22 protein-coding genes and 2 pseudogenes are annotated in these 23,375 nt (G+C 69.3%); 8 read left to right on the top strand and 16 right to left on the bottom strand.

Going from position 1 to position 23,375, the window contains the following annotated elements:
• Positions 1 to 278: 278 nt before the first annotated feature.
• Positions 279 to 923: an isochorismatase family protein gene (locus tag HJD23_RS24150; protein ID WP_171114575.1), complete on the bottom strand. Its 645-nt coding sequence runs from the start codon at positions 921 to 923 to the stop codon at positions 279 to 281.
• 196 nt (positions 924 to 1,119) lie between these two features.
• Between HJD23_RS24150 and HJD23_RS24145 the strand changes: the two genes are divergently transcribed.
• Entirely contained in the window at positions 1,120 to 1,611 is a 492-nt protein-coding gene (locus tag HJD23_RS24145; RefSeq protein ID WP_171114576.1) for a hypothetical protein, read from the top strand.
• 5 nt (positions 1,612 to 1,616) lie between these two features.
• On the opposite strand, the gene HJD23_RS24140 is transcribed toward HJD23_RS24145, so the two are convergent.
• The 3 genes from HJD23_RS24140 to HJD23_RS44060 all read right to left on the bottom strand — a co-directional run bounded on the left by HJD23_RS24140 (position 1,617) and on the right by HJD23_RS44060 (position 2,995).
• Entirely contained in the window at positions 1,617 to 2,258 is a 642-nt protein-coding gene (locus HJD23_RS24140; protein WP_171114577.1) for an isochorismatase family protein, read from the bottom strand.
• A gap of 44 nt (positions 2,259 to 2,302) precedes the next feature.
• Entirely contained in the window at positions 2,303 to 2,476 is a 174-nt protein-coding gene (locus HJD23_RS24135; RefSeq protein WP_171114578.1) for an MFS transporter, read from the bottom strand.
• A gap of 333 nt (positions 2,477 to 2,809) precedes the next feature.
• Positions 2,810 to 2,995 (bottom strand): hypothetical protein, encoded by a 186-nt coding sequence (locus tag HJD23_RS44060; RefSeq protein WP_232107707.1) that lies wholly within the window; start codon positions 2,993 to 2,995, stop codon positions 2,810 to 2,812.
• 424 nt (positions 2,996 to 3,419) lie between these two features.
• On the opposite strand from HJD23_RS44060, the gene HJD23_RS24125 reads away from it, so the two are divergent.
• Both HJD23_RS24125 and HJD23_RS24120 read left to right on the top strand, forming a co-directional pair.
• Positions 3,420 to 3,863, top strand: a complete 444-nt coding sequence (locus HJD23_RS24125; protein ID WP_171114579.1) for a hypothetical protein — start codon at positions 3,420 to 3,422, stop codon at positions 3,861 to 3,863.
• Positions 3,864 to 4,253: 390 nt separating this feature from the next.
• The gene (locus HJD23_RS24120; RefSeq protein WP_240980796.1) at positions 4,254 to 4,694 is read left to right on the top strand and encodes a hypothetical protein; all 441 of its coding nucleotides are present in this window, start codon (positions 4,254 to 4,256) and stop codon (positions 4,692 to 4,694) included.
• A gap of 254 nt (positions 4,695 to 4,948) precedes the next feature.
• On the opposite strand, the gene HJD23_RS24115 is transcribed toward HJD23_RS24120, so the two are convergent.
• On the bottom strand, positions 4,949 to 7,120 hold the full coding sequence (locus HJD23_RS24115; RefSeq protein WP_171114580.1) for a TerD family protein: 2,172 nt from the start codon (positions 7,118 to 7,120) through the stop codon (positions 4,949 to 4,951).
• 102 nt (positions 7,121 to 7,222) lie between these two features.
• The gene (locus tag HJD23_RS24110; RefSeq protein WP_171114581.1) at positions 7,223 to 7,414 is read right to left on the bottom strand and encodes a hypothetical protein; all 192 of its coding nucleotides are present in this window, start codon (positions 7,412 to 7,414) and stop codon (positions 7,223 to 7,225) included.
• 565 nt (positions 7,415 to 7,979) lie between these two features.
• Here HJD23_RS24110 and HJD23_RS24105 point away from each other — a divergent pair.
• Entirely contained in the window at positions 7,980 to 8,405 is a 426-nt protein-coding gene (locus HJD23_RS24105) for a hypothetical protein (protein WP_171114582.1), read from the top strand.
• 193 nt (positions 8,406 to 8,598) lie between these two features.
• Entirely contained in the window at positions 8,599 to 8,847 is a 249-nt protein-coding gene (locus tag HJD23_RS24100) for a hypothetical protein (RefSeq protein ID WP_171114583.1), read from the top strand.
• A 95-nt stretch (positions 8,848 to 8,942) separates the two neighbouring features.
• On the opposite strand, the gene HJD23_RS24095 is transcribed toward HJD23_RS24100, so the two are convergent.
• Positions 8,943 to 9,410: a helix-turn-helix domain-containing protein gene (locus tag HJD23_RS24095; protein WP_171114584.1), complete on the bottom strand. Its 468-nt coding sequence runs from the start codon at positions 9,408 to 9,410 to the stop codon at positions 8,943 to 8,945.
• Between the two features lie 93 nt (positions 9,411 to 9,503).
• Between HJD23_RS24095 and HJD23_RS24090 the strand changes: the two genes are divergently transcribed.
• Positions 9,504 to 10,004 (top strand): PaaI family thioesterase, encoded by a 501-nt coding sequence (locus HJD23_RS24090; RefSeq protein WP_171114585.1) that lies wholly within the window; start codon positions 9,504 to 9,506, stop codon positions 10,002 to 10,004.
• 470 nt (positions 10,005 to 10,474) lie between these two features.
• On the opposite strand, the gene HJD23_RS24085 is transcribed toward HJD23_RS24090, so the two are convergent.
• The 4 genes from HJD23_RS24085 to HJD23_RS24070 form a co-directional block, all read right to left on the bottom strand.
• Positions 10,475 to 11,773 carry a lanthionine synthetase LanC family protein gene (locus tag HJD23_RS24085; RefSeq protein ID WP_171114586.1) on the bottom strand — a complete coding sequence of 433 codons (1,299 nt, stop codon included), beginning with the start codon at positions 11,771 to 11,773 and terminating at the stop codon, positions 10,475 to 10,477.
• Between the two features lie 420 nt (positions 11,774 to 12,193).
• A complete protein-coding gene (locus tag HJD23_RS24080) occupies positions 12,194 to 12,628 on the bottom strand; it encodes a hypothetical protein (protein ID WP_171114587.1) in 435 nt (144 codons plus the stop codon).
• Between the two features lie 181 nt (positions 12,629 to 12,809).
• Positions 12,810 to 13,319 carry a hypothetical protein gene (locus HJD23_RS24075; protein WP_171114588.1) on the bottom strand — a complete coding sequence of 170 codons (510 nt, stop codon included), beginning with the start codon at positions 13,317 to 13,319 and terminating at the stop codon, positions 12,810 to 12,812.
• A 382-nt stretch (positions 13,320 to 13,701) separates the two neighbouring features.
• On the bottom strand, positions 13,702 to 13,941 hold the full coding sequence (locus HJD23_RS24070; RefSeq protein WP_171114589.1) for a hypothetical protein: 240 nt from the start codon (positions 13,939 to 13,941) through the stop codon (positions 13,702 to 13,704).
• Positions 13,942 to 14,420: 479 nt separating this feature from the next.
• Here HJD23_RS24070 and HJD23_RS24065 point away from each other — a divergent pair.
• Positions 14,421 to 15,230 (top strand): annotated as a pseudogene (locus tag HJD23_RS24065) (silent information regulator protein Sir2); the annotation flags it as partial.
• 121 nt (positions 15,231 to 15,351) lie between these two features.
• Here the strand turns inward: HJD23_RS24065 and HJD23_RS45040 are convergent.
• From HJD23_RS45040 to HJD23_RS24045, 5 genes and pseudogenes are all read right to left on the bottom strand, one after another.
• On the bottom strand, positions 15,352 to 18,159 hold the full coding sequence (locus HJD23_RS45040) for a response regulator (RefSeq protein WP_332108907.1): 2,808 nt from the start codon (positions 18,157 to 18,159) through the stop codon (positions 15,352 to 15,354).
• Positions 18,160 to 18,171: 12 nt separating this feature from the next.
• Positions 18,172 to 18,732 (bottom strand): annotated as a pseudogene (locus tag HJD23_RS45035) (trypsin-like peptidase domain-containing protein); the annotation flags it as partial.
• 5 nt (positions 18,733 to 18,737) lie between these two features.
• Positions 18,738 to 19,055, bottom strand: coding sequence for a CU044_2847 family protein (locus tag HJD23_RS24055; RefSeq protein WP_171114591.1), 318 nt, complete (start codon positions 19,053 to 19,055; stop codon positions 18,738 to 18,740).
• Between the two features lie 157 nt (positions 19,056 to 19,212).
• Positions 19,213 to 20,937: a cellulase family glycosylhydrolase gene (locus tag HJD23_RS24050; protein WP_171118843.1), complete on the bottom strand. Its 1,725-nt coding sequence runs from the start codon at positions 20,935 to 20,937 to the stop codon at positions 19,213 to 19,215.
• Positions 20,938 to 21,076: 139 nt separating this feature from the next.
• Positions 21,077 to 22,276: an MFS transporter gene (locus tag HJD23_RS24045; RefSeq protein WP_171114592.1), complete on the bottom strand. Its 1,200-nt coding sequence runs from the start codon at positions 22,274 to 22,276 to the stop codon at positions 21,077 to 21,079.
• Positions 22,277 to 22,356: 80 nt separating this feature from the next.
• Here HJD23_RS24045 and HJD23_RS24040 point away from each other — a divergent pair, with 80 nt between their 5' ends.
• Complete coding sequence (locus HJD23_RS24040; protein WP_171114593.1) at positions 22,357 to 23,370, top strand: winged helix-turn-helix domain-containing protein; 1,014 nt, start codon at positions 22,357 to 22,359, stop codon at positions 23,368 to 23,370.
• The last annotated feature ends 5 nt before the right edge of the window (positions 23,371 to 23,375 follow it).

The raw sequence follows: 23,375 nt of genomic DNA, 5'->3' as shown, positions 1-23,375 counted from the left end.
CGTCGTTGATGCGGTCGAACGGGGAACGGGGTGTGTCCCTCGAAGTCGGCCCCTGGCTCCCGTACGACGGCGACTGTCACCTGCTTCGGCGCTCCCGTGGCGACTGACCCACAGGCTATTAGTCAGAATGTTGACCGTCAAGATTTTGATCTGAATGGGCGGTTCACCGGGCACGGGTGCCGGGCCGTGCGGAGGAATAGGGCCCGGCACCCGGGGGAGCTCCCGCGGTGCGGTTACGGGGGTGGTGCCCCGCGGGAGCGGCTCGGCGGCTGGACGGGTCAGCCGTTCTTGGAGTAGGCGGAGGACAGCTGACCCACCAGCGTGGCGAACGGCATGTCCAGCGCCCCGTAGACCTCGTAGGCCTTCGGGTCGGAGTTGTCGGCGAGGATCTCGACCATCGTGGTGGCGTAGTCGGTGACGACGACGCCCGCCTGCTGCATCCGCAGCAGACCCGCCGTGCGCTTGGTCTCGCTGAAGGTGCCGGAGGCGTCGATGGCCGCGTACGCGTCATAGCCGGCGGCCGTGGCGGAGATGGCCGGGAAGGCGAGGCAGACCTCGATGGAGATGCCCGCGATGATCAGCTTCTTGCGACCGGTGGCCTCCACGGCCTGACGGACGCGCGGCTCGTCCCAGGCGTTGACGGTGCCACGGTCGATCACCTCCAGATCCGAGGGGAGGACCTCGACCAGCTCCGGTACGAGCGGGCCCCACATGCCGTCCGCCATGGTGGTGGTCACCACGGTGGGGACGTCCAGCACCTGCGCGGCCTTGGCCAGGGCTGCAACGTTGTGCTTCAGCGTGGCGACGTCGATGTCGCGCACACCGGTGAACAGGCCGATCTGGTGATCGACGAGGAGCAGGGCGGCGTTGTCGCGGGTCAGAGGCTCGTGGAAGCGGCTGGTTCCGGCGAGGTTCTCGCTCATGAGGCGTCTCCTGTGTCAGGGGGCGGTCACCCGCCCAGTATCGTCAGAATCTTGACGGTCAAGATAATGACTAGTGGGCACCCTATTCGCGCCTCGGCGGGATAGACAAGATCACGCCACGGGAGACCTCCGGAGCATCCGCCACCCGTCCGGCAGCCCTGAAGAGTGCGCGACCCGAGATGGACCCCGGGCCGCGGTGCTCGGCGTTGACGACGGGCTGGTCACCAACCTGTGTGTGGCGCTCGGACTCGCGGGCGCGAGCGCCACACCCGACGCCGTCCGTGGTGTGCTGACGGTGATACGTGACCTTCGTGCCAGCCCGAGCAGTGTGGAACGGCGCATGCGGGAGGAGTTCGTCCGCAACGAGCACCGGCCCGATTCCGCCGCGCGTGCGGCACGCGATGTCATCGGCCATCAGGACGGCCGGCTGCGGGTGACCTCCCGCGCGCTGCTGGGCATCAATCCCGATGAACCAGGCAGCCCGAAGGCGGCGGCCGCCTGGCGGGGGAGGCGGCCGTCGGGGGCTCGTTGGTGGCGACCGCGCTGGCGGCCGCGGTCGTCGGCGGCGCGCTGCCCCGCTCCTTGCACCGCGGAGGTGCGGGGAGCGGTGCGTCAGCTGGTGGTACTGACAGCCGCCGCCGGTGTGACGTTCGCGCCCGGACGGCTGGTCGGCACGTCGTTGGCCTGATCAGGTCACGAACGCTTGGCGTACGCAGTGGCGAGCTGTCCGACCAGGACCGCGAACGGCATGTCGACCGCCGCGTACAGGTCGGGTGCCAGCGGTGAGGCGTTGTCCTCGAGCATCTCGACGGCGGCGGTGGCGTAGTCGGTGAGGATCACCCCGGCCTGGTGCATACGCAGCAGCCCGGCAGCGCGTTTGGTCTCGCTGAAGGTCCCTGAGGCGTCGACCGGGGCGAACACCGTGTACCCGGCTGCGGTCGCGGCGATGGCCGGGAAGGCGACGCAGACCTCGGTCGACACACCGGCGATGATGATCTTCTGTCGGCGGGTCGCCTCGACGGCCTCCCGCACCCGCGGCTCATGCCAGGCGTTCACCGTGCTCCGGTCGATGATCTCCAGCTCCGGCGGCAGCACTTCGGCCAGCTCCGGGACCAGCGGTCCCCACATGCTCTCGGCTGCCGTGGTGGTGGCCACGATCGGCACTTCAAGCGTCCGCGCGGCCTTGGCCAGGCCCACCACGTTGTGCTTCAGCTGTGCCACGTCGATGTCCCGTACGCCGGTGAGCAGCCCGATCTGGTGGTCGACCAGCAGCAGCGCCGCGTTCTCCCGGGACAGCGGCTCATGGAAACGGGATACGGCGGATGTGTCAGTCATCTCTGTCTCTCTCGAACCCCCTTCCCCCCTCTCCATGCTCTCTCTCATTGCTCCCTTCCTCTTTCTCCGGCAAGCTCAATCCACGTCCCTATGGCCGAGGCGAGCTGAGCGATCCACAGCACCCTGAAGACCGGGTGGGCCAGCGGAGCCCAGACCGCCGGTGCGGGCTCCCCGCTCTGCACCCCGGCTCCGGTACCGCTGCCCCTCGTCTCGCTCATGCCGTCCTCCATGTCCACCCTGATACTTGTGGGCCCGAGTCGCAGGTCCAGCAGGCGAGGACATCGGACGGCTGACGGCGCTGTCCCCCAGGATCAGCCGCACGGCCTCCGGCACCGCGGCGGTCACCGGCGGGGTGAGGCCGATACCCTCCTCCAAGCAGGCGGATTCGCAGCTGGGACTGGACCCGCCCCACGGCGAGCGGCGAAGCCGCTCTGGGTCGCTGACTTGCGAAAACAGCAACTGTGCTCGGTCAGGTGGGACATCGTCGCGGGCGGCTGATCGCGTGGGGTACTTGGCGGTGACCGTGGTGGCCGGGATCCAGCCGGCCGCGATCAGCTCGTAGGCCGGCCATTGCCCGCTGCCGCGTGGCGCGAAGGTGCCCTGCTGCCCAACGTGATGATCGGCACCAGAAGATCGAGTGCGGAGAAGGTGACGTTGGATTCCGGAGCCTGGCCGGCTTCGAGCGGATGGGGCGGATGCAGGCCGACGAACAGTGCGCCGCAGAAGAGCAGAGCCATCAGCCATAGACCTGCCTGGAGAGGCCGGTAGCCGTAGCCGACGTCTGCGTCCTGGACGTGACCCCAGGCGCGTGTGTGCGGGGAGAGGGTCGTGCGGCGGTGGCGTTGTTCGGCGAGGAGCACCGTACGCGCTTCGTCCTCGTGCCTCAGCCTCCAGTACGCCGCTGCGAGTTGCTCGTACAGCTGTGGCCGCCGATGATGCGCCGGATCGACCGGACAATGCCCACCTGGCGAAGCCGCTACCAGGAGATCTAGAGCAATTCCCCTACGCCTAACGCCCTCTGAGGACAGCGGACTCCTTCTGAAAGGGAGGGCGAACTGGATTCCGTGATGGTTGAGGTGGCACCATCAGGGTCGCCGGACACCCGCGAGTCCGAGTCCGTGACCGACGGCCCACAGCAGCAACTCCTCGAAGGATGTGTCCATGCGGCTGGCCCTGAAGACGTCGGACCCTGTGCGAACCCGGTCCGTGCGGAGGGTCCTCATCACACTTCTGGTTGCCGCTGTCGCCGCCGCCCTGGCGATCGGCTGGATTGCGGTGGCCAACGCGGTGAACCAGCCGGAACTCCGGATACGTGGCATCCCGAGCAACGGCGTGCTGAACGCCGCCGAGCTCTCCAAGGCCACGCTCAAGGTGGACGTGGTCGATCGCAACGACGAGGCTCTGGGCAATGAGGCGCTGCGCAACGTCGAGGTCAGGCTGAACGGCGAGATCGTCCCCACCTTGTGGGTCGCAAATCACAGGGTCCTCGAGGTGGGGGCGTTGCGGGACGGGGAGTACGAGCTGACGGTGACCGCCGACCCGGGCCTGCTCTCGCGCGAGATCACTCTCAGTCGCCGCTTCATCGTGGACACCACCCAGCCCTGACCTCGAGGTCGTCGCCCCCCCCTGGAATCAAACCCATCACAAGCTCGCGGACGACTTGTGGACGGTCCGTCGTCACGAGCGGTCATGAACACCCGACGGCGCTCAGCCTCAAAACTGCTCCCCTGCCCTTCGTTGCCGACAGCAGGCAGCCGGGCCGTGTCCGGTGTGCCGGATCACGACGTGATGCCGACTCGGCTCACTGCTTACCGTGTTCGACATCACGGATACGAAGTGCAGTCCACGCGTGAGGCGTGGCACCGCTTCGCCATGAACTGAAAACGGATGGGGAGAGCCCTGGACGGTACAACGAACGCAGGCGTTTCCAGCACGCACCAGCAGAACGCGGCCGTAGGTGGCTTGGGGCCTCGTGCGGCCCTACTGACGTCGCTGGTGCTCGCGCTGCTACTGGGCGCGCTGTCGGCGCTGGTGATGCTTCCGGCGGCCCAGCACCTACGCTCCCTCCAGGACGGCGAGCGGGCTGATGCGATCTTGCATACGAGCGGCGCCTGTATGGCGGGGCGATGCCAGGTCGAGTTCGAGGCCGATGGGCGGACCGTGGTAGCGGATCTGCCGGTGGGCAGCGGCGGCGGCAAGAGTTCCGTCGGCACCCGACTGACCATCCGTTACGAGGCGGACGATCCACAGGTAGTCGCCCGTGAAGATGATGTCGGTGGCGGCGGAGCAGCTGTTCTGGCAGTTGTCTCGGGCGCGGGCGCCCTGCTCTTCCTGATGATGTCGGTCGTGGCGGCGATCTTCGTGGTGCGGCAGCGGCGCGCGGACTCGATACCTGGCCGGAGTTCTCCGGATGGGCAGCGGAACGGCGGCGACTAGGGCGGCGCCGCATCGTGCCCCACCCGGCGGGTCCGGGGTCTTCCCAACTGCTGGTACAGGCCGTGCTCTTCGGCTGTGGCTACTCGGAACAGGCCCTGGAAGCGGCTCGGGCGGCGCTCGGGCGGCGCCCGCGCGCTGAGCGCGGGCACCGCCAGGAGCAACGTCGAGGGCGAGGAGAGCGAAAGGACTTGAGTTCATTTGCAGTGAATGAGAAGGAAGCCCCTTCATGGCCTCGCCGTGGGCAACGCTAGCACTCAGCCCGGGATCAGGTCGCGCAGATTTTCGAGGGTGATGACCCGGGAGTCCGGGTGCAGCCCCTCGGGGCGTTCGAGTCCGATGTACGTCACCGGCTCGTCCGGGACCGGCTCGCCGTCCCACAGGTCCACGGTCGTGGTGTCGCGGGACATCAGGTCGACCAGGTACCGCGTCGTCAGCTGCTCGCGCTCCACGAGGGCACGCACCACCTTGGACACCGACACCTGGTTCTCCTCGACCCGGTTCGCCGACGAAATGCCCTTCAGGTACAGGTGCAGCCACTTCGCACGCCACCTGCCGTCGTCCCGGCGCTGGAAGACCAGAGGCAGCGCCACTCGGCCCGTCCCACGCAGCTCCGACTTCATCCGCACCGTGCGCGGCTCGAACGGGCGGCCCTTCTGCTCACCGTCGCGCAGCATGAACCCGAAGAACGACTCCTCGACGTCCTCGAAGCCCTCGCCCGCGTAGATGTTGACCTGGGGAACGATGAACGTGCCGCGCACCCGGTCCAGGGACAGGTTGATGAACTCCGAGGCCCCGTCGGGCGCGTCGGTGACATCGCCCGAGTGCTCGCCCCCGACGGCTGTGAGGGCCGTGTAGGAGAGCCAGGAGTCGGTGCTGTAGTCGCTGTGCAGGAGCAGCGCCGAAAGGTCGTAGTCGGTCCGGACCTCGCTTTGCTTCCAGTACACGAAGAAGCGCAGCAGTTCGCCGTCGACCTTCGAGACCGAACCCCGCGGCAGTACGCCGAACCCGGCCGCGGTCGCCCTGCCGCTGAGCGGGAGCGCCACGTCGAGGACGTCGGGGTCGAGCAACAGCCGGCCCGGCGCCGGGAGCCGGCGGCGCACCTCGGCGTCGAGGGCGGTGATCAGACGGTCCCGGTCGGCGGCCGGTAGCGGGGGCCGGACGTCGCGGGCCACCCAGGCGCGGCCCCGGCGGTTGACGAAGATGCGGGGCTCGTCGGTCTCCCGCTCCCGGTTGTGGAAGTGCTCACGGACCGAGAGGACGACCCGGCCGGAGACCTCGGGAGCGACCTCCACCGCGGCGGCCACCACCGCGTCCCGCTCCTCCTGGTCGGCGGCGATACGCAGCAGGTGGTCCAGGGCGCGGAACAGCTTGCCGGGAGCGGACTTCAGCAGCTTCACCGCGCCGGTGACGTCGGACTCGTCGAGCAGCTGCTCGACGCGGCTGTCGAAGGACCGCGCCTCCTTCTCGCCCCGCGCGACAGCGAACACATCGGCGGCGTGTGGCCAGCGCGGGTACTCGTGCGGGTGGAGACGCTCGCCGAGCCGCTTGAAGGGCTCCCGGTGCGCGTGCACATCGGCGAGCTTCGCCGGGTTCGCCGCGACCACCGCGTCGAGGCCCGCGAGCAGCCCCCGGCGCACCGGCCGCGACAGCGACCGGAACCGGGTCGGCTCCTGGAGCGTCACGTCGCCGCCCGACAGTGCGCAGGCCAGACGCAGCACATCGGTGACGGTGTCCAGCAGGAGGTCGGCGCCGACGCCGAGGCGGGCCTCGTTGACGACCGCCCGGTTCTCCCGGACGGGGATCGACTCCGGCTGGGGGCCGAGCGCGCATCGCTCGGCGAGGGTCTTGAGGTCGCGCAGGTGGTCCTCGCCCAGTGGCGTCGTGCTGCCCGCCAAGGTCAGGTACAGATCCGTGAGTTCGTCGTCCAAGTCCCGACCGAGGTGCAGGACGGTCACCCGGTCACCCGCCGAGGCGATCAGCTCGTCCTGCGCCGCGAGCATCTCCTCGTAGGTGTGCTGGTAGCGGCCGTACGTGGGGAGGCTGAGCAGGTCCAACACCCCGTGCGCCAGCTGCGTCAGCACGTTCCTGCGCGACTTGTCGTCGCCGAGCGCCTTCGTCACACACCGCATCCAGAACTCTTCGGTGTCCGGCACGTTCGCCGGAAAGTCGATGAAGTACGAGTTGTGCCGGACGTGGCCGCCCACCATCTCGCTCACGGTGCGCAGCGTCCGCTTGGCGGTGTGCACGACTGCGGCCTCGGACAGCCCTGACAGCCGCTCCAGCAACTCCGCCGAGAGCTTGAAGCCCACGGATGTCAGCGCCGCGTCGAACTGCCGTGCGGCGGTGGCTCCGTCCCCGGCTGATCCCTTGGGAGAGGAAAGGCGGTGGGCGTGCCGGATGACCAGCGATTCGAGACTGTGCGCCATTCGGGGATGATCGCAGAGGTGCGAGAGCCGACGCACAGGAGTTTTTTGTACAGAACGGATTCAGCACACGTAAGGCCGGGAAACCCTGCGGGCATGTGAGAACTACGGAGTGGCGTTTGGCCAGATCAGGCCCACCCACCCATCGGTATCGTTCCAGCGGCTGACCGACTCCGCCTGCGGCTCCGTCTTGTACCGCACCGGTATACCGTCCTCCGTCGTGGCCGGGACGGCGGAGCGTACGCCGACGGTGTCCTCGGTGGCGACATCCAGTGCCGTGAAGTCGGGGTTGGACACCGGGGGAGACGGGCGGAGAGCCGATGAAGTCACGGTCCGCGGCGTCCAGTTCCGCGAGCGAGAACCGAGCAGGCTCGATCTCGACGGGCAGGGATACGTTGTTGATGATTGAGCGCACGGGTGCTGGAAGACTCCTCTGAGCCAACTGGATTGGTAGATCGCCATGTTGCGACTGTTGAATACTCCGTGAACGCCGCCGACTCGAAGGAGCGACGTGCTCCCGTCCGGCGGTCGCCTCCCACGCCGTTGCCGGAGATCGTTTCCGGCCGTACGTGGCGCGGGACGTCGTCGAGATGCGCCGTCGTGAGACGAACTCGTCGACGCTGCAGGGGGTTTCGTCGGCGCACTGCGTCAGTGGCGAAGAGCCTGGGCCGCCTCGCGCTCATGGCGCGGCCACACGGTGGTTCTGCGCGGAGCGCCTACGCCCGCATTCGGCTTCGTGATGCCTTGGCCGTACAGGGAACTGGGCCGGCCGCGGGGCCGACACCCTTGCTGGCTGGTCAGACGATCCGGCGTGCCGACGAACAGATATCGGATATTTTGCGCATTATCCTCTCGTCACCTTATGACGTGGCGGATCGCGTACGCGTCCGCTTCAACGCTCGGAGAAGACATGCGCAAGCCTCGCAAGACCGCTGTCGTGGCAGTCCTCGTCAGCGCCATCGGCTTCCTCGGCACCGGCACCGCCTACGCCGACGGGCACGGGCAGAAGCAAGAACACGGGCAGAAGCAAGAACACGGGCAGAAGCAAGAACACGGGCAGAAGCACGGACACGGAGACAAGCACAACGGTAAAGAGAGCAAGACGCTCCTCATCAGCCAGAGCACCTCATGCACGACGACCGAAAAGAACGTCGACGTACAGGGCCAGTCCGGGTTCCAGAACGGCCGGGAGGGCAACCGGTCCAACGGCGAGGGCTCGCCCGGCTCGCAGACCACCATCCTCGGCTCGAGCCAGGGCTGCAACAACACCGTCGTCCTCGGCAAGTAGCTCACAAGGGTCCCGCGCCGGGACCCCGCGGCTCTCTCCTGCCTAGGCGGCGAAGGTGCGGCGGCGGGGAAGGTTCCGCCGCCGACGTCGACGAGGTGCGGCTCGGGGGCATCACGCGTTACGCGCCTGACCTGCGCTTTCTCTCTGGGAGGCGCCCTGTTCGGCCTCGGACTCCCCGTCCGGGGCCGTTTGCGTGGGCGCCGTGCTGTGCTGGCCGGTGCGCATCGAACGTGCCAGTGACCGCGCCTCGGTGCGCGCCGCATGCGCCTACACAGAGCTGCTTGCCGAGTTCGGCGATCGTCTTGTCGCGGGGGGCTTTGCCGGGGGTGCGCAGGACTTGCCGTGCGACCTTCTCAGAAGGGTCACCGGCACGTTCGGCTGCTCGTCGGCGAGGGCGCCGCCGATCGAGGGGCCCGTGCTGCCGATGTTCGGCGGCTCGTAGCCCTGGGTGAGCAGCCGGCGGGTAGGCGGTCTCGGCGTCGTCGAGCTGTGCTTCAGGGGGACGTCGAGCCCCGGCCGGGGTCTCATGCCCATGACTTACGACCGAAGCCGGGCACCGGGTCCCAGCCGGGCGGTGACTTGCCCAGGGGTGAGGGTGGAATGCCCCTCGGAGCACTCGACCACGACGCGTACCGGAGCGTCGCAGTCGGTGTGGCGAACGTCCAGTACGGGGCCCTCGGGGTCGAGGGCGTACGCCTCGCCCCACTGGCGCAGCGCCATCAGGACGGGCCACAGGTCCCAGCCCTTGCTGGTCAGGCGGTACTCGTTGCGGGAGCGGCTGCCCGGTTCCTGGTAGGGGACGGTCTTGAGGATGCCGGCCGCGATCAGCTTCCGGAGGCGGTCGCTGAGGACGGCCTCCGACAGGCCGATGTGGCGGTGGAAGTCGTCGAAGCGGCGGACTCCGTTGACGGCGTCCCGCAGGATCAGCAACGTCCATTTCTCTCCGACCACGTCGAGCGTGCGCCGGACGGGGCAGTTCTCCGTGCTCGCCTCAAGCCACTCCATCCGGCCATCGTAGGGGCCTGGCTTCGTCATTGACAGTCAGGCGAGCCGGAAGCTAGCTTCACTTGCAGAAGTCAGATGGGAAGGCGCTCGGTCGTGGGACGAACACGTACGTATCAATGGGAAGATCCCGCGATCCTGGCGGAAGCCGCCGGACGCATGGCCGGCATCGACTTCCTGCGCGAGTTGCAGGCGGGGCGATTGCCGGGGCCGCCCATCAACTACGCCATCGACTTCAGCCTGGACGAGGTGGAGCCCGGCAGGGCGGTCTTCTCCCTGACGCCGGGCGAGGAGCACTACAACCCGATCGGCAGCGTGCACGGCGGCATCTTCGCCACCCTGCTCGACTCGGCGGCGGGCTGCGCCGTACAGACCACCCTCCCGCAAGGCATGGCGTACACCTCACTCGACCTGACGGTGAAGTTCCTCCGGCGGATCACCGTGGAGACGGGCACGGTGCGCGCCGTCGGCACGGTCGTCAACAAGGGCCGTCAAACCGCCCTCGCCCAGGCGCAGTTGGTCGACGTGAAAGACCGTCTGCTCGCCCACGCCACCAGTAGCTGCCTGCTCTTCCCGGTTCCTCCCACTCAGGGGTGAGCCTCTGCGGGCGACCGGTGAATCGGACCCGAACCTTGTCCTCCGCTCACCGACGCCTCACCCCTCGAACGGCCCAGACGGCGTTGCATGAGGCGTGACCACGACGATGCGCTCACGCCCGTCATCGCTGCACAGCGCAGCGGTAGCGGAACGGTACCCCGCCCCCACACTGAAGCCGATCTTCACCAGCTCGGCCGGGCCCATGGCCCTCCGCGGACGTCCGCTCCGACAGCCCCTGCCAGGCCCCTCTCATCCGGCATCCCTCCCCGCGGCCCGCGCGGAGACGCCCACTCCGCCACAGCCGAGAACGCTCCACACACGTGAGCGATGCATGAACGGACGGTGCGGGACGAGCCGTCGCACGCTGGTTCCTCCCCCCTGTACCGGGCGGCCGCGCTGGTGAACGGCCCTACGCGTAGCCCCGTGAGACACCTCAAACGCTGTGCAGACAGGCGCGGACACCCGGTCGACTACGACACGGTGTCGGTACCAGAGGAGCGGATCGTGGCCTGAGCGGGCACCGGAGGCTGGTCCGGCCAGGCGAACGCGTACTGGGGATCGCCCCCGCGACTCAGCCGTACGAAGCGCAGGAGTTCGCGGACGATGCCCGCATTACCCATCGCCCAGCCGGTGCACGGTTCGAGGTCGCTCGGAGTGTCCCGGTGCTCGAAGTTGGACCAGCGGGCGCCGTCGCTGTCCCGGATCGCACGGGCGACAAGGTCCGCGACGAGGACATGGGCGAAGTCGTAGGGGTCCTGCTGTTCGGAGATCCGGTCGCATGCCAAAGCGAGGACGCCCGCGGTGCCGCAGCAGCGGCCGTTGTTGTCCCAAAAGCCGGGGCGCAGCCGCTGGGGCAGGCCGGAGTGGGTGACCGTATGCCAGCAGCGGTCGGCGAGGGCGGCCCAGACGGGGTCGGCCATGATGTCCCGCAGCAGCCGGAAGACCTGGGCGTCACCGGCCGGTCCGTGACACCAGCCGTAGCTGATGGGATCGATCACATCGGGACGGTACTGCGGGGTGGAGTGCAGCACCAGGAAGCCCTCCGGCCCCCCTGCGTCACGCGCCACGATGTCTGCGGCACCGGCCAGCGCCAGCTCGACCAGGTCCGCACGACCGGTGGCCCCACCGACTCGGGCAAGCGCCAGGACGATGCCGAGCGTGCCGTGCGAGATGTGGTGCAGACGGGAGTCGATACCTGTGCGGTGGGCCCATTGGACGCCCGACGGGGTCTGCTCCGCCGTCCGCAGATACGGCTCCATGGCGAGGACGGCCAGTTCGGCGTCGCCGGCCACAAGGGCGCCGAGGCCGATCCCCGCGTTGCCCCCCATCAGCTCGAACAGGTCTCCCCAGCGGGTCCCGTCGAAGCGTGATCGCACGAGTTCCAGCGCGCGGTCGGCGGCGTCGCCGGCGGCCGCGTCGCCGAGTTCTTCATGCAGGGCGCGCAGGACGAGGGCGATTCCGGTGCGTCCGAAGTAGAGGGAGTCGTCATCGATGCCGTCGATGGAGTTCGCGAGGCTGCGGGCCGCGCGCAGGGCGGAATCGGCGTAGGAGTCGTCGCCGAAGTGCCGCCACGCCTCCAGGAGTACGGGGACGACACCGGCCGTACCGCTGTAGAGCATCGGGGTGAGCTCGTCGTCCGAGGGTCTGGTCGTCCAGGCGAGTCCTCCGTCGGCGGTTTCTCGCGCCGACGCGGTCAGCCAGTGCAACCCCTCCGCCGCCAGCTCCTCGACCTCGTCGACCGCCACGACCGTAGTCCCTGGTGCCGTCATGGACCCACTCTCGCATGATCTTTCTGACCCGCCCAGAGGGCAGTGGTCCTGCGCAGGCCCCTCCGCCCCGCACCACAAACGCACCAGATCGGACGGGGAACAGCGGGGAATCACGGTGAAACCGCCACAGCCTTGCGAGCTCCCGAACCAGCCGTCCGCGCAGGTCAGTCAGGAGTCCACCTCAAATGATCGCAGCTTCCCAGCCGATGGTCCGGGGCCCTCGCCGGACGGGCCTCAGTAGAGGATGATCCGCAACTGCCAGCGTCCATCCGCGAATCCTGCCGGGCACAGAGGGACAACAGACCGGAGCCCCTTGCGCTCGCAGAGCGGAAGGGGCTCCGAGGTTGGACCGCATATCGGGCGGCGGTGGCTGAGCGCGCCGCCGTGACGGTCACTCGACGTCCGCCGCGTCCGGGGCGGTCAGCCTGCCAGGGGTACGGCGGCCGCTATCGCGTTCCGGTCCTTGCGACCGACCAGCGGGAAGATGATCTCCAGGCCCTGCTCATTGCCCGGCGAGGAAACGACGAAGGACGAGTTGAGCAGGCGCTCCTTGATCTCCGAGCGCACGAGACCGGCGCGTGGAATCGTCATCAGGTGCTCTTCCGGCCGGGCGAATGTCGGGTTTGCCCGGAAGATAAAGATGCGACGGTCGGTCATCGCCAGATACATGGGGGTCGGTGCCGGGATTACGGCCATCCCACCGCCGCTCACGATCGCCGAGGCTGCCGCGAACGCGGCGGTCCGGCGCACCGAGACCGAGCTCAGGTTCACAATGGTCGCCACCTCGACCTGCTCCTCGGGCTCGAGCATGGGGTCGATGGCCGCCAGCAGCAATCGGCGGCGCTTTCCGTTCACGGGCGTACTCCTGCGAGGTCGCATAGGAACCGGGCGGGGGAGCAACCAGAGGTCGGACTCCCGCGCGAGGCATGGCCGACGTCAGCCGTCGGCACACCTTGCCACACGCAGTTCCGGGCCCCGCCGCGGCTCCCGTATCCGGGGCAACCGCATTCAGCACACATGAGGCCGGGCCTTCGGCTCAGCCGGCCGAGCAGTTGCCCCAGGCCGCGACCAGGGCTTCGGGGATCTGCGGGACATGGCCGCAGCCGAAGGGGCCGCGAGGGAAGGCGTCGCTGGCGATGTACGTCCAGTTGCCTCCGGACGTGGTGCGGAAGTACTTGGTGACGCTGCCCTCGTCCTGCATGGCCACCAGTTGGTCGTGCGTGGCGCCGGGGGTGGACTCGAAGCGGGTGGCGGCGTAGCGGACGCCGTCGCACTGGCCGTAGAAGAACTGTCGCGGCACCGGCCGGATGTGGGTGAAGCGGGGGAAGCTGCGCCGGTATGCCCCCGTCACGGCGGCCTTCACTTCGTTGCTGACGGTCAGGTTCTGGCAGCCGGGCCGGCTCGCGGGTGTGGGGACGGTGCCTGCGGGAGTGGCTGCGGTGGGCGACGGAGTGACGGTGGTGATGGCTGCCGGGTTCGTGGGCGTGGCGGTGGCAGAGGGCGAGGGCGAGGGGGTGGTGGTGGCAGAGGGCGAGGGGGTGGTCATGGTCGTGGCAGGGGTGTTCGAAGGGGTGTCCGCCGCTACTGAGGCATTCACGGAAGGCTGAGCCGAGGACGGGGCGCCCGAGGCGGAACGGGTTCCTGACTCATCTTGGCAGCCCGTCAACGCCAGGATCCCGGTCATCGCCACCAGCACCGACGCACCTCTGAGACCGGGCATCGCGAATCCTCTCCTCGACCGATGAGCCACGGCACCGCTTGCGGGACCGGGGTGCGGCCACCGGACGGGCGGCCACCGACTCGTTCCTAGACAGCCAGGATGGGTCTGAGGTTGCAGAGAGAGGGATGCGGGATGGTCTCTGTTTCGTATACGTGAGCGGTACGGGTTCGCATACGTGAGCGGTACGGGCGTTACGGGCGGAATGGGGCTATTCGTCTCGCCTGGGGCTGAACTTCAGGATGACCCTCTCGTCGTCCGGGCGGTCGAAGTCGACATGGATGTCGCCGGTTTCGACCGTGCCGGTGCCGCCCACCCAGCCCCTCAGCGGTGACGGCTGATCGTCGGTCGCCGAGAACTCGACTCTGTCGTCCGTGATGCGGTCCACCGTGAAGGTTTCGCTGATGAACTTGGGGGCGAAGCGGATCGTGTCTCCGTCCCTGACTTCCACCTCGCAGCTGCGGTCCAGGCACGCATCCAAGTTCCGCCCGTCCCGCGCCTCCTTGCGTGTCGGAGATGGCGTGGGGGTCGGAGACGGAGTCGGGGTCGGAGACGGACTGGCCGGTGCGGAGTGAGACGCCGAGCGCTGTCCCTTGCCCGTCGTCGGAGTCGCGGCACTTCCCGCATCGTCGCTGTCACTGCCACCGCAAGCTGTGACCATGAGCGCGAGGACCGGCCCGAGCGCCCAGAGCGCCCGGGACCTCGCGAGAGCCGTCCGACGTCCAGCGGCCTGCGCAGTGTCCATGCGTGTCTTCCTTCTCGGTAGCGATTCAACCGATTCCGGTCGCGATTCAGCCGATGGTTCGCTGACGAGGGTCATCCTGGTGCAGGACACCCGGGACCGGTCCCGGACAAACCGCCGGGTGCTGGCGGCAGACAGGGCAGGTAGGGCAGCAAGGCAGATAAGCCGGGCGTGATCCCCGCGAGACCGTGAACGCGTCGTACTGGCACGTCTTCGGCATCGTCGTCGAACGCGCCGGTGACAACGGGATCTTCGTCGGTGGCAGCAACATCTTCGAGCGGACCGTGACGCGCTACAACCGGGACACCGGACTGCAGCTCTCGCGGATGCTCTCCAGCACCCCCAAGGACCAGTGGCCGTCGAACAACCTCGTCCTGAGTGCGGAGTCGCGCGACAACGCCGACTCCGACGGCGAGGACGCCGACGGCTTCGCCGCGAAGCTCACCTCCGGCCCCGGGAACGTCTTCCGCTACGCCGTCGCCCACAACAACATCGACGACGGCTGGGACCTCTACACCAAGTCCGACACGGGCGCCATAGGCCCGGTCACCGTCGAGGACTCCCTCGCCTACGACAACGGCACCCTCTCCGACGGCTCCCAGGCCGGAAACGGTGACCGCAACGGCTACAAGCTCGGCGGCGAGGACATCGCCGTCAATCACGTCATCCGGCGCAACATCGCCTACAACAACGGCAAGCACGGATTCACCTACAACCGCAACCCCGGCACGATGACCGTGTCGGACAACATCAGCGTCGACAACGAACAGCGCAACTTCTCGTTCGACGCCGGCAGCTCGGTCTTCCGGAACAACACCTCGTGCCGCAGCGGCGGCGGGACGAACGACAGGATCGTCGGCAACGCCGACAGCTCCAACCAGTTCCGGACGGGCTCGAACGGCTCCCGGTGCTCCTCCTACTCCGGCGCCCTGAGGTGGTCCTACGCCGCTGACGGCCGCCTCGTCGTGACCTTCGGCGGCAATGCGGTGACGCCGTAAGCGACCGTCCTTCACCCGGTCGGCGCCGGCAAGGTGCCGGCCGGGTCCCGGCGCCGGGAGACGCCGCTGCTCGCGACGGCCGTCCGGCGGATGAACGACCCGGATGCACAGGGATCCGCCTTCACCCGGGCTGCCGGGGGCCGGTCCGGCCGTTCGCCGGCAGCCAGGTCCTCAGGGTGGAGAGCAGGGCGTCCTCGTCGACGGGCTTGGTGAGGTAGGCGGAGGCGCCTGCCTCCTCGGCTCGCGCCCGGTCCTGCGGCATCGCTCGCGCCGTCAGCATGATGACCGGGAGATCGGACAGTTCCGGCGTGGCCCGAATGGCGGCGGTCGCCTCGTAGCCGTCCATCTCCGGCATCATGATGTCCATCAGCACGCCCGCGATGTCGGGGTCCTCCTGCAGGACCTCGATGCCCTCGCGACCGTTCTCCGCGTAGCGCACCGAGAGGCCGTGCCGCTCCAGGAACTCGATGAGGGCGAACAGAGTGCGGATGTCGTCATCGACGAGCAGTACCTTCTCGCCGTGAAACCGAACGCCGGCCGCCGACGGCGCGGGCACACCAGGCCGCTGACGGGGCGAACCCGGCTGCGTGGGTTCCGGCGTCGGCAGTGGCAAGTACAGGCTGAACACCGAGCCGCGCCCCAGCTCGCTCTCGACCGCGATCTCGCCTCCGAGCAAATGCGCTATGTCCCGTGAGATGGACAGACCCAGTCCTGTACCGCCGTATTTGCGGCTGGTGGTGCCGTCGGCCTGTTTGAAGGCGTCGAAGATCACTCCGAGTTTGTCGGCCGGGATACCGATACCGGTGTCGGTGATACGGAACTCGATGACGGGCGCGTCGAGATCGGGCAGGGAACCGGCCTGCGCGAGTTGTCCGAGCAGGGCATTCGGCGCTGCCGTCGCGGGGCGGGCAATCAGTTCCACGGATCCGGCGTCGGTGAACTTGACCGCGTTGGCGAGGAGATTGCGCAGCACCTGGAAGAGTCGCTGCTCGTCGGTGACGAGGCTTTCCGGCAGTTCGGAGGAGATCCGCACGCGGAAGTCGAGGCCCTTCTCCTCCGTCAGCGGCCGGAAGGTGGCCTCCACGTAGTCGGCGAGCTGGTCGAGCGCGACACGCGTCGGTGAGACGTCCATCTTGTCCGCCTCGATCTTCGACAGGTCCAGGATGTCGTTGATCAGCTGGAGCAGGTCGGAGCCCGCCCCATGGATGGTCTCGGCGAACTCGACCTGCTTGGGGGAGAGGTTGCGGTCGGGATTGTCGGCGAGCAGCTTGGCCAGGATCAGCAGCGAGTTCAGCGGCGTACGCAGTTCGTGCGACATGTTGGCCAGGAACTCGTTCTTGTAGCGCATGGTGACCGCGAGCTGCTCGGTGCGCTCTTCCAGGATCTGCCGCGCCTCCTCGATCTCGGCGTTCTTGACCTCCAGGTCACGACCCTGCTGGGCCAGCAGTCTCGCCCGCTCCTCCAGTTCCCCGGACCGGAGGGCCAACTGCTCCGTCAACTCCTGGGATCTGGTGATGAGTTGAATCGTCTGTTGCTGTTGCTGAAGCAGCACCTCGCTGCTGTGCTCGATGAAGGCCGCCACGTCCGGGGGAATGTCGTTCTTGCGTTCGCCCAGCCACCGCTGGGCCTCCGCCACGCGGGTGGCGGACAGCAGGTCGCCCTCGCGGGCCCGGTCCTCCATGACGCTCAGCCACTGCTGGAAGGCCGCGTCCTCCTGGACCCAGCCGGACAGTCTGTCCCACTCCCGGATCAGCGCCTCATGAGCGATCTCGGCCGTGTCGGGCCCGGCGGATCCCAGGACGACGATGCGGTGGTCGGGTTCGGCGAGGAGTCGAGCGACGTGCCAGTCGTCCCCGAGATGGGAACGATGCGTGGTGGCGCGTACGGCGTTGGCGCTTCCGCCCCGCGCACGCACCATGGCGAGCAGAGCACGACGGATCCGGTGCTCCTGCAAGTGCATGTGCTCGCGGAGCCACTGATACACGTTCTCCGCGTGCTGGTTGAGCGCTCCCGACACCCCGCCCAGACCGTGGTAACTGTCGAAGCTGATCTGCCGCTCCTGTTGCAGCGGCCACAGCTCGGTGAGCGTGAACTCCAGCAGCGGCAGGCTTCCCACCGCTTTGCTCGCCTCGGCGGCGATCCGCTCCGGCAGCCCCGGGCTGAAGCTGACCCCGGAGAGATGGGCGGGCTCGACGATGACCCTGGTCAGCGCCGACTCGTCCAAGGGCGACACATTCAGCTGCCGATCCTGTATGCGGCTTCCGACGTCGGGCAGTTCCAGCAGATCCGGCAGGAAGTCCGCACGCAGTGTGCACACGAGGCGCACCCGCGCGTCCGGCGTGCTGTCAGCGGGCGGGAGCAGGCTGTGCAGGAAGTGCAGCGGGTCGGCACCGGACCCGTTTCCGAAGGTCTCCTCGAACTGGTCCCCGACCAGCGCCAGCCGCTGCCCGGTCAGCACGGCGATCCTGGAAGCGACGGGCCAGAAACCCTCCAGCCGCAGCGCGTCGGCCCGGCGCTCCAGCTCTTCGAGTGAGTGCCGGACCCCCGGACGCTCGACGTCGAGCAGGGCCCGGGCCACTGCCTCGAAGGGAGAGGTACCCGGGCGGAAGGTGGCCACCCGCCAGCCGTCCTTCTCCAGCTCGGGCCGCAGCCCGGCCGCCACAAGGGAGGACTTGCCCACTCCCGAGGGGCCCGTGACCATGACCAGCGGCTTGGCCTTCACCATGTTCCGCAGCCGTTCGACCTCGGCCTCGCGTCCCACGAACACCCCGCTCTTGCCGTCCTGGGCGGTGAAGGCCTCCAGCCCACGATAGGGGCAGGGCGGGAGCAGCGTGCGGCCCAGCAGGTCGGGCCAGGCGGCCGCCACTTCCGACAGGGGGATGGCGTAGGCGTCGTGAGCGGCGCCGTCCTTGCCGGCGATCGCCAGCATCCCCACGACCGAGTCGCCCCAGCGGTCCGTGGCGACGACCGGGGCTCCGCTGTAGCCGGGCTGGGCCCGCAGGGCGGACTCGGCCCGCGCGTCCAGCTGGATGAGCCCTCCACCCACGGCGCCCCGCAGGACGCAGGTGCTCCAGGCACCGTTGGCCTTGCGTGGTGGCGTACCGGCGAAGCCGAACACCGCGACGGACGTACCGGTGACCAGGCCACCCGACGCGTCCACCAAGCGCGCCGCCCCCGCCTGCGCCGGGAGGGTGTCACCGGCGACGACCAGCCCGGCGACATCGCGGCCGGAGCCATGGGGGCCCGGCGGCGGGTCCCAGGCCACCACTCGGCACGCTCGCAGCGGCGCACCCTCGCCGTCGCCCAGCAGGACGAACTCGACCTGGACCCGGGCGTCGTCGGGTGGCCGTTCCTGCCGACGTTTGTCAGACCCGAGCGCCGCGTTGACGACATGGGCGCAGGTGACGATGTGCCGCCCACCGACGACGAATCCGACACCGACGGGAGTGTCCGAGGCCCGCGATCGGATCTTGACGATGAACCCTTCACGCTGAACCTGCATGACGGTCAGTTCCGCTTCCAGACCACCCGCACCGCGAAGTTCACTTCGGCCGTCCCCTTGGCGACGATCACCCCGGTCTCACCGCCGATCTTGAGGCCGAACTGGATCTCCGTCTCATCCGGTTCGAGCGCTCTGACCGTCTGCGAGACCTGCACCAGAGCGGGCCGGACACGCGCCAGCGCCTCGTGCAGCGAGGTTTGCGCACGTCTCACCACACCGTCGTCAGCCGCCAGTTCGAGATCCGACCCGACCAGATCGCTCTCGACCTCGAAGACAGCACTGCCTTCGCCGTCGGTAACAGTCATCATGACAAGCTCTGCCACCACGCCCCCCTCGTGTTCGGCCCTGACAGGGCGATACCCATCTTGGCGCATAGGTACGGATCCGCCCGCGAGTTCGTCCGAGTTCGGGTCCGCAGAGGTGGGGCAAGTGGAGTCCGGCGGGGGCGGACCGCCCCCGCCGGGCGCTGTGCCGGCCGGATCAAGCCGCCGCGCAGTCCGCCCCGTTGAGCGTGAACGCCGTCGGAGCCGTGTTCGTCGCCCCCCGCGCCCCCACGAACCCCACCGTCACCGACCCGGCAGCCGGAATCGTGGACGTGTAGGAGGCCGGGGTCACCGTCACCGTCCCGCCCGTCTGACTGGCCGCCCCGCCCCACATGTTCGTGATGGTCTGGCCGTCGGTGAAGGTGAAGGACAGGGTCCAGCCGTCCAGCGATGTCGTGCCGGTGTTGCGGATGACGACCTCGCCCTGGAAGCCGCCGGGCCACTCGTTCACCACGCGGTAGCCGACCGAGCAGGCCACGGCCGGGGCGTCGTCGGTGGTGACGGTGACCGTCGACGAGCGAGGTGAGCGGTTGCCGGCCGCGTCGCGGGCGTAGACGGCGAAGGTGTACGTCGTGTCGGCCGTCAGGCCGGTCACCGTGGCCGTGTTGGTGGTGGCGGAGGCGACCGTCGGCTCGGACGCGCCGGCGACGCGGACCACGTCATAGGCGGTGACGCGTACGTTGTCCGTGGCCGCCGGCCAGGTGAGGATGACCGACGTGGAGGTCACCGCCGAGGCGGAGGGGGTGCCGGGGGCGGTCGGGGGCTGCGTGTCGGTCGGCGTGCCGCCGCCGAAGATCGTGGCCTCCTTCGACGTCTGGGCTATGCCGTTCGCGCCGTGGAAGATGCGCTGTCCCCAGGAGCTGAGCCGGCTCGGGTCGAAGTCGATCGCCAGGTCGAGGATCGGGTCGGTGTTGCCGCTCCAGGACCAGGCCAGGTAGCCGAGGTCGAGTTGTTCGGCCGCGGCCATCATCGTGTCCTCGTCCGGGTCGCCCCACTGGTCGGGCGGTCCGCCGAACTCGCCGATGAGGATGGGGAGGCCGGCGGCCACGAAGGCGTTCAGGTAGTCCGTGATCTCCTGCGCCGTGTCGTAGACGCTGTACATGTGGATCGAGAAGATCAGGTTGCCGGTGGGATCCGCGTCGTACACGGACTGGGCGTTGGCCCGCATCACGCCCTGCCAGTCCTGGCCCCAGTTCGGCGCGTCCACCATGATCGTGTGCTCGAAACCGGCGCTGCGCAGCTTCTCGACGGCGGCGATGGTCGGCTCCGTCCAGCCCGCGGGGTCGGTGTTGCCCCAGGGCTCGTTGCCGATGTTGATGACGACGTAGTCCTCCTCGCCGGTGAGGACGTCCCTGAGGCCGATCCAGTAGTCGGCCGCCTGGTCCAACGTGCCGGCCGCGGGCTCCTCGCCGTAGCCGGTGGTGTCGTGCACCTCCAGCACGCAGATCAGGCGGTTGGCCTTGCACTGGGCCACGACGGAGGCCACGTCCTCTGGGGTGTTCCTGGTCCAGCGGTGGCCGTTGGACAGCACGACGCGCACGCTGTTGGCGCCGAGCGCCTTGATGTCCGCCAGCGACTGTGTCTCGCCGGGATACCAGGTGTGGGCGTGGTTCACGCCGCGCATGACGAAGTCGTTGCCGTTGCCTTCCAGCAGTCGGCCGTCGCTGATGTGCAGGCCGGTCGCGAGCGCGCCGGGCGACTGCGACTGCGCCTGCGACCGGGCCTGCGCCGGGGCCGCGCCGAGGGCGAGGAGGCCGAGGACGGTGGCCAGGGCGGTCAGCAGGGCGGGCACGAGGCTCCTGCGCCTCGTGCCGCGCCATGTTCTTGATCTCGATCGTGATCCTGATCCTTGTGGTGTCACTGCGACTCCAGGAGTGGGCATCAGAAACCTGACATCGAAGCCAATCGAAAACCGTTCGACGTGGGAGCGCTCCCACATCTCCCATGAAACGCACTTAGCCAGGGACACGTCAAGCAATCCGCGGGGCTGGTCGAGGACGACGGCCGAGGGTGAGGAGCGCTCAACCCGGAACAATCGCGCCCCGTTCGGCCCTCCCACGGCCGCCCCTGCGCATCCCCCACCCCAGACACCCCGTCACCGCCACCGACACCCCCGCCATCGCCGTCATCGCCACCGCCGGGGAGGCGACCTGGGCCACCGCCCCCGCGAGCGCCGCGCTCACGCCCTGCGTCGTGAGCATCCCCGCCGAGTGCAACCCCAGGGCGTGGCCGCTGAGTTCCTCGGGGACCAGGGCCAGCAGGCGCTCCTGCTGGACCAGGCTGGCCCCGAAGCCGACCGAGGCCACAGTGACGGCGACGGCGGCGAGCGGGATCGCCGGGCGTGTGAAGAAGAGCAGGTACGGCGCGGCCAGCAGCAACAGCAGCGGTACGCCGAGGCGGGCGCGCACAGCGCGCGGCACCAGGCGGCCGATCGTCACGTCTCCGACGAACATCCCCAGCGCCGCACAGGCGAACAGCAGCCCCGCGGCCCCGGGGGCATACGGCACGAACAGCGACTCGCAGCCGACGATCAGGCCGTTGGGCACCCACAGGGCGAGGTAGAGGCGCCGGCGAGGGGCGGAGGACCACAGGAGGGCGTTGGTGCGCCAGGTCGCCGCCACGGACGGGCGGGCCGACGTGCGCGCCGGCCGGGGCCCCAGGCCCAGCCGGGCGAGGACGGCCGCCGCCAGGAACAGCAGCGCCGACAGCAGCAACGTCACGCGCGCCGACCCGATCGCCACCAGCAGGGCGCCGCCCGTCGCGTATCCGGAGATCTGCATGACGCCGCTCATCATGTTGAACACCGAACGGCCCAGCAGATAGCCGTCCTTGGGCAGGATCTCCGTCAGCAGTCCCCATCGCACTCCTCCGCCCAGCGACGCGATCAGCCCCTGCGCCAGTACGACGACCAGGACCGCCCCGATCGGCAGGCCGGGCAGCGCCAGGAGCGCCGTACCCACCGCGAAGCCCGCCGAGACGGCCGTCAGCGCGTTCCTGGGCGGCAGGCCGTCCGCCCACGACAGGAACAGCGTCGCGCCCAGCACCTGCGCCAGCGACGGCCCGAACATGCTCACCGCCGACAGCAGCGGCGAGCGGGTCGCCTCGTACACCAGCGTGCCCAGAGCCAGGCCGCCGATCGTCTGGCCCGCGATGTGGGCCGAGGAGGAGAGGAAGAGCGGGGTGAACTCGGGTGTGCGGAACAGGTGTCGGTAGCTGCGCATGCGCGGAGTCTCCGGCCGCCCGGCACCGGCGCGTTACTGTTTCGCGCACACGCGAAAGGACCGGGGGGAACGGGACGACCATGGGCTGGTGGCAGGTCGACGCCGACACCCTCGCCCGCAGCCGCTTCCTGCTCTCCCCCTACGCCGAGACCTTCGCGAGCCTCAAGCTCCTGCACGCCGGTGCCGGTGCGCATCCCGGCGAGCAGGCCTGGCTGCGCGCCCATCTGCCGGCGTACCGGGCCCGGCTCGCGGCCGATCCCGTCGCCGCGGCGCTCGTCCGCGCCGGGCTCGGCCGGGACTGGATCGCCGACTTCCTGACGCCGACCCCGTGGGACGGGGAGAGCTTCGCGGACGCGGTCGCGCGGGTGCGCGCGGCACGGCCCGAGGCCGTCCGCGCGCATCTGCGGATGTCCCTCGGCGGTCCGCTGCCCGCCGCGCTGGAGCGGGACGACCTCGCCGAGCGGGCCGCACGGCTGGTCGAGTACGTCTGGGAGGAGGGCGTACGACCGTACTGGGCCCGTCGGCGGCGTGTGCTGGAGGCCGATGTGGTCGCCCGCACCGCGCAGGCGGGGCAAGGTGGCTGGGCGGCCGTACTGGACGCCTTGCGGCCGGGGCGGACGCGGTGGCTCGGGGAGAGCCGGTTGCAGGTCAATCTGCACGAGTATCCACCGCGGGAGATCTCGGGTGCGGAGCTGCTCCTCGTGCCGGTCACCCCGCAGACCGGGTGGGTGTCGTGGGAGGAGCCGCGGCGGGAGCGGTACGCCGTCGTCTACCCGTGCGCGGGCGTCCTCGCCGACGAACGCGCCCGGCCGCCCGTGCCCGCCGCCCTCGGCGCGCTGCTCGGGCGGGCGCGGGCCCAGGTGCTGGTGCTGCTGGAGTCGCCGCTGAGCACGACCCAGGTCGTCGCCGTGACCGGGCTGGGGCTCGGGTCGGTCGGGCGGCATCTGCGGGTGCTGCTGGACGCGGGGCTGGTGCAGCGGCGACGGGCCGGGCGCTCGGTGCTGTACTCACGGACGGCGGCGGGAGAGGTGCTCCTGAGGTCGGCCGACCAGCCGAACCCTCCTGTACGCGGTTCCGACACCCCCCGGCGTTAGCATCC

It is taken from the genome of Streptomyces sp. Z423-1, from assembly GCF_013009255.1.
Taxonomy (GTDB): domain Bacteria; phylum Actinomycetota; class Actinomycetes; order Streptomycetales; family Streptomycetaceae; genus Streptomyces; species Streptomyces gossypiisoli.
Note: the sequence above shows the minus strand (reverse complement) of the source record. Positions and strands in the feature narration are given on the sequence as shown.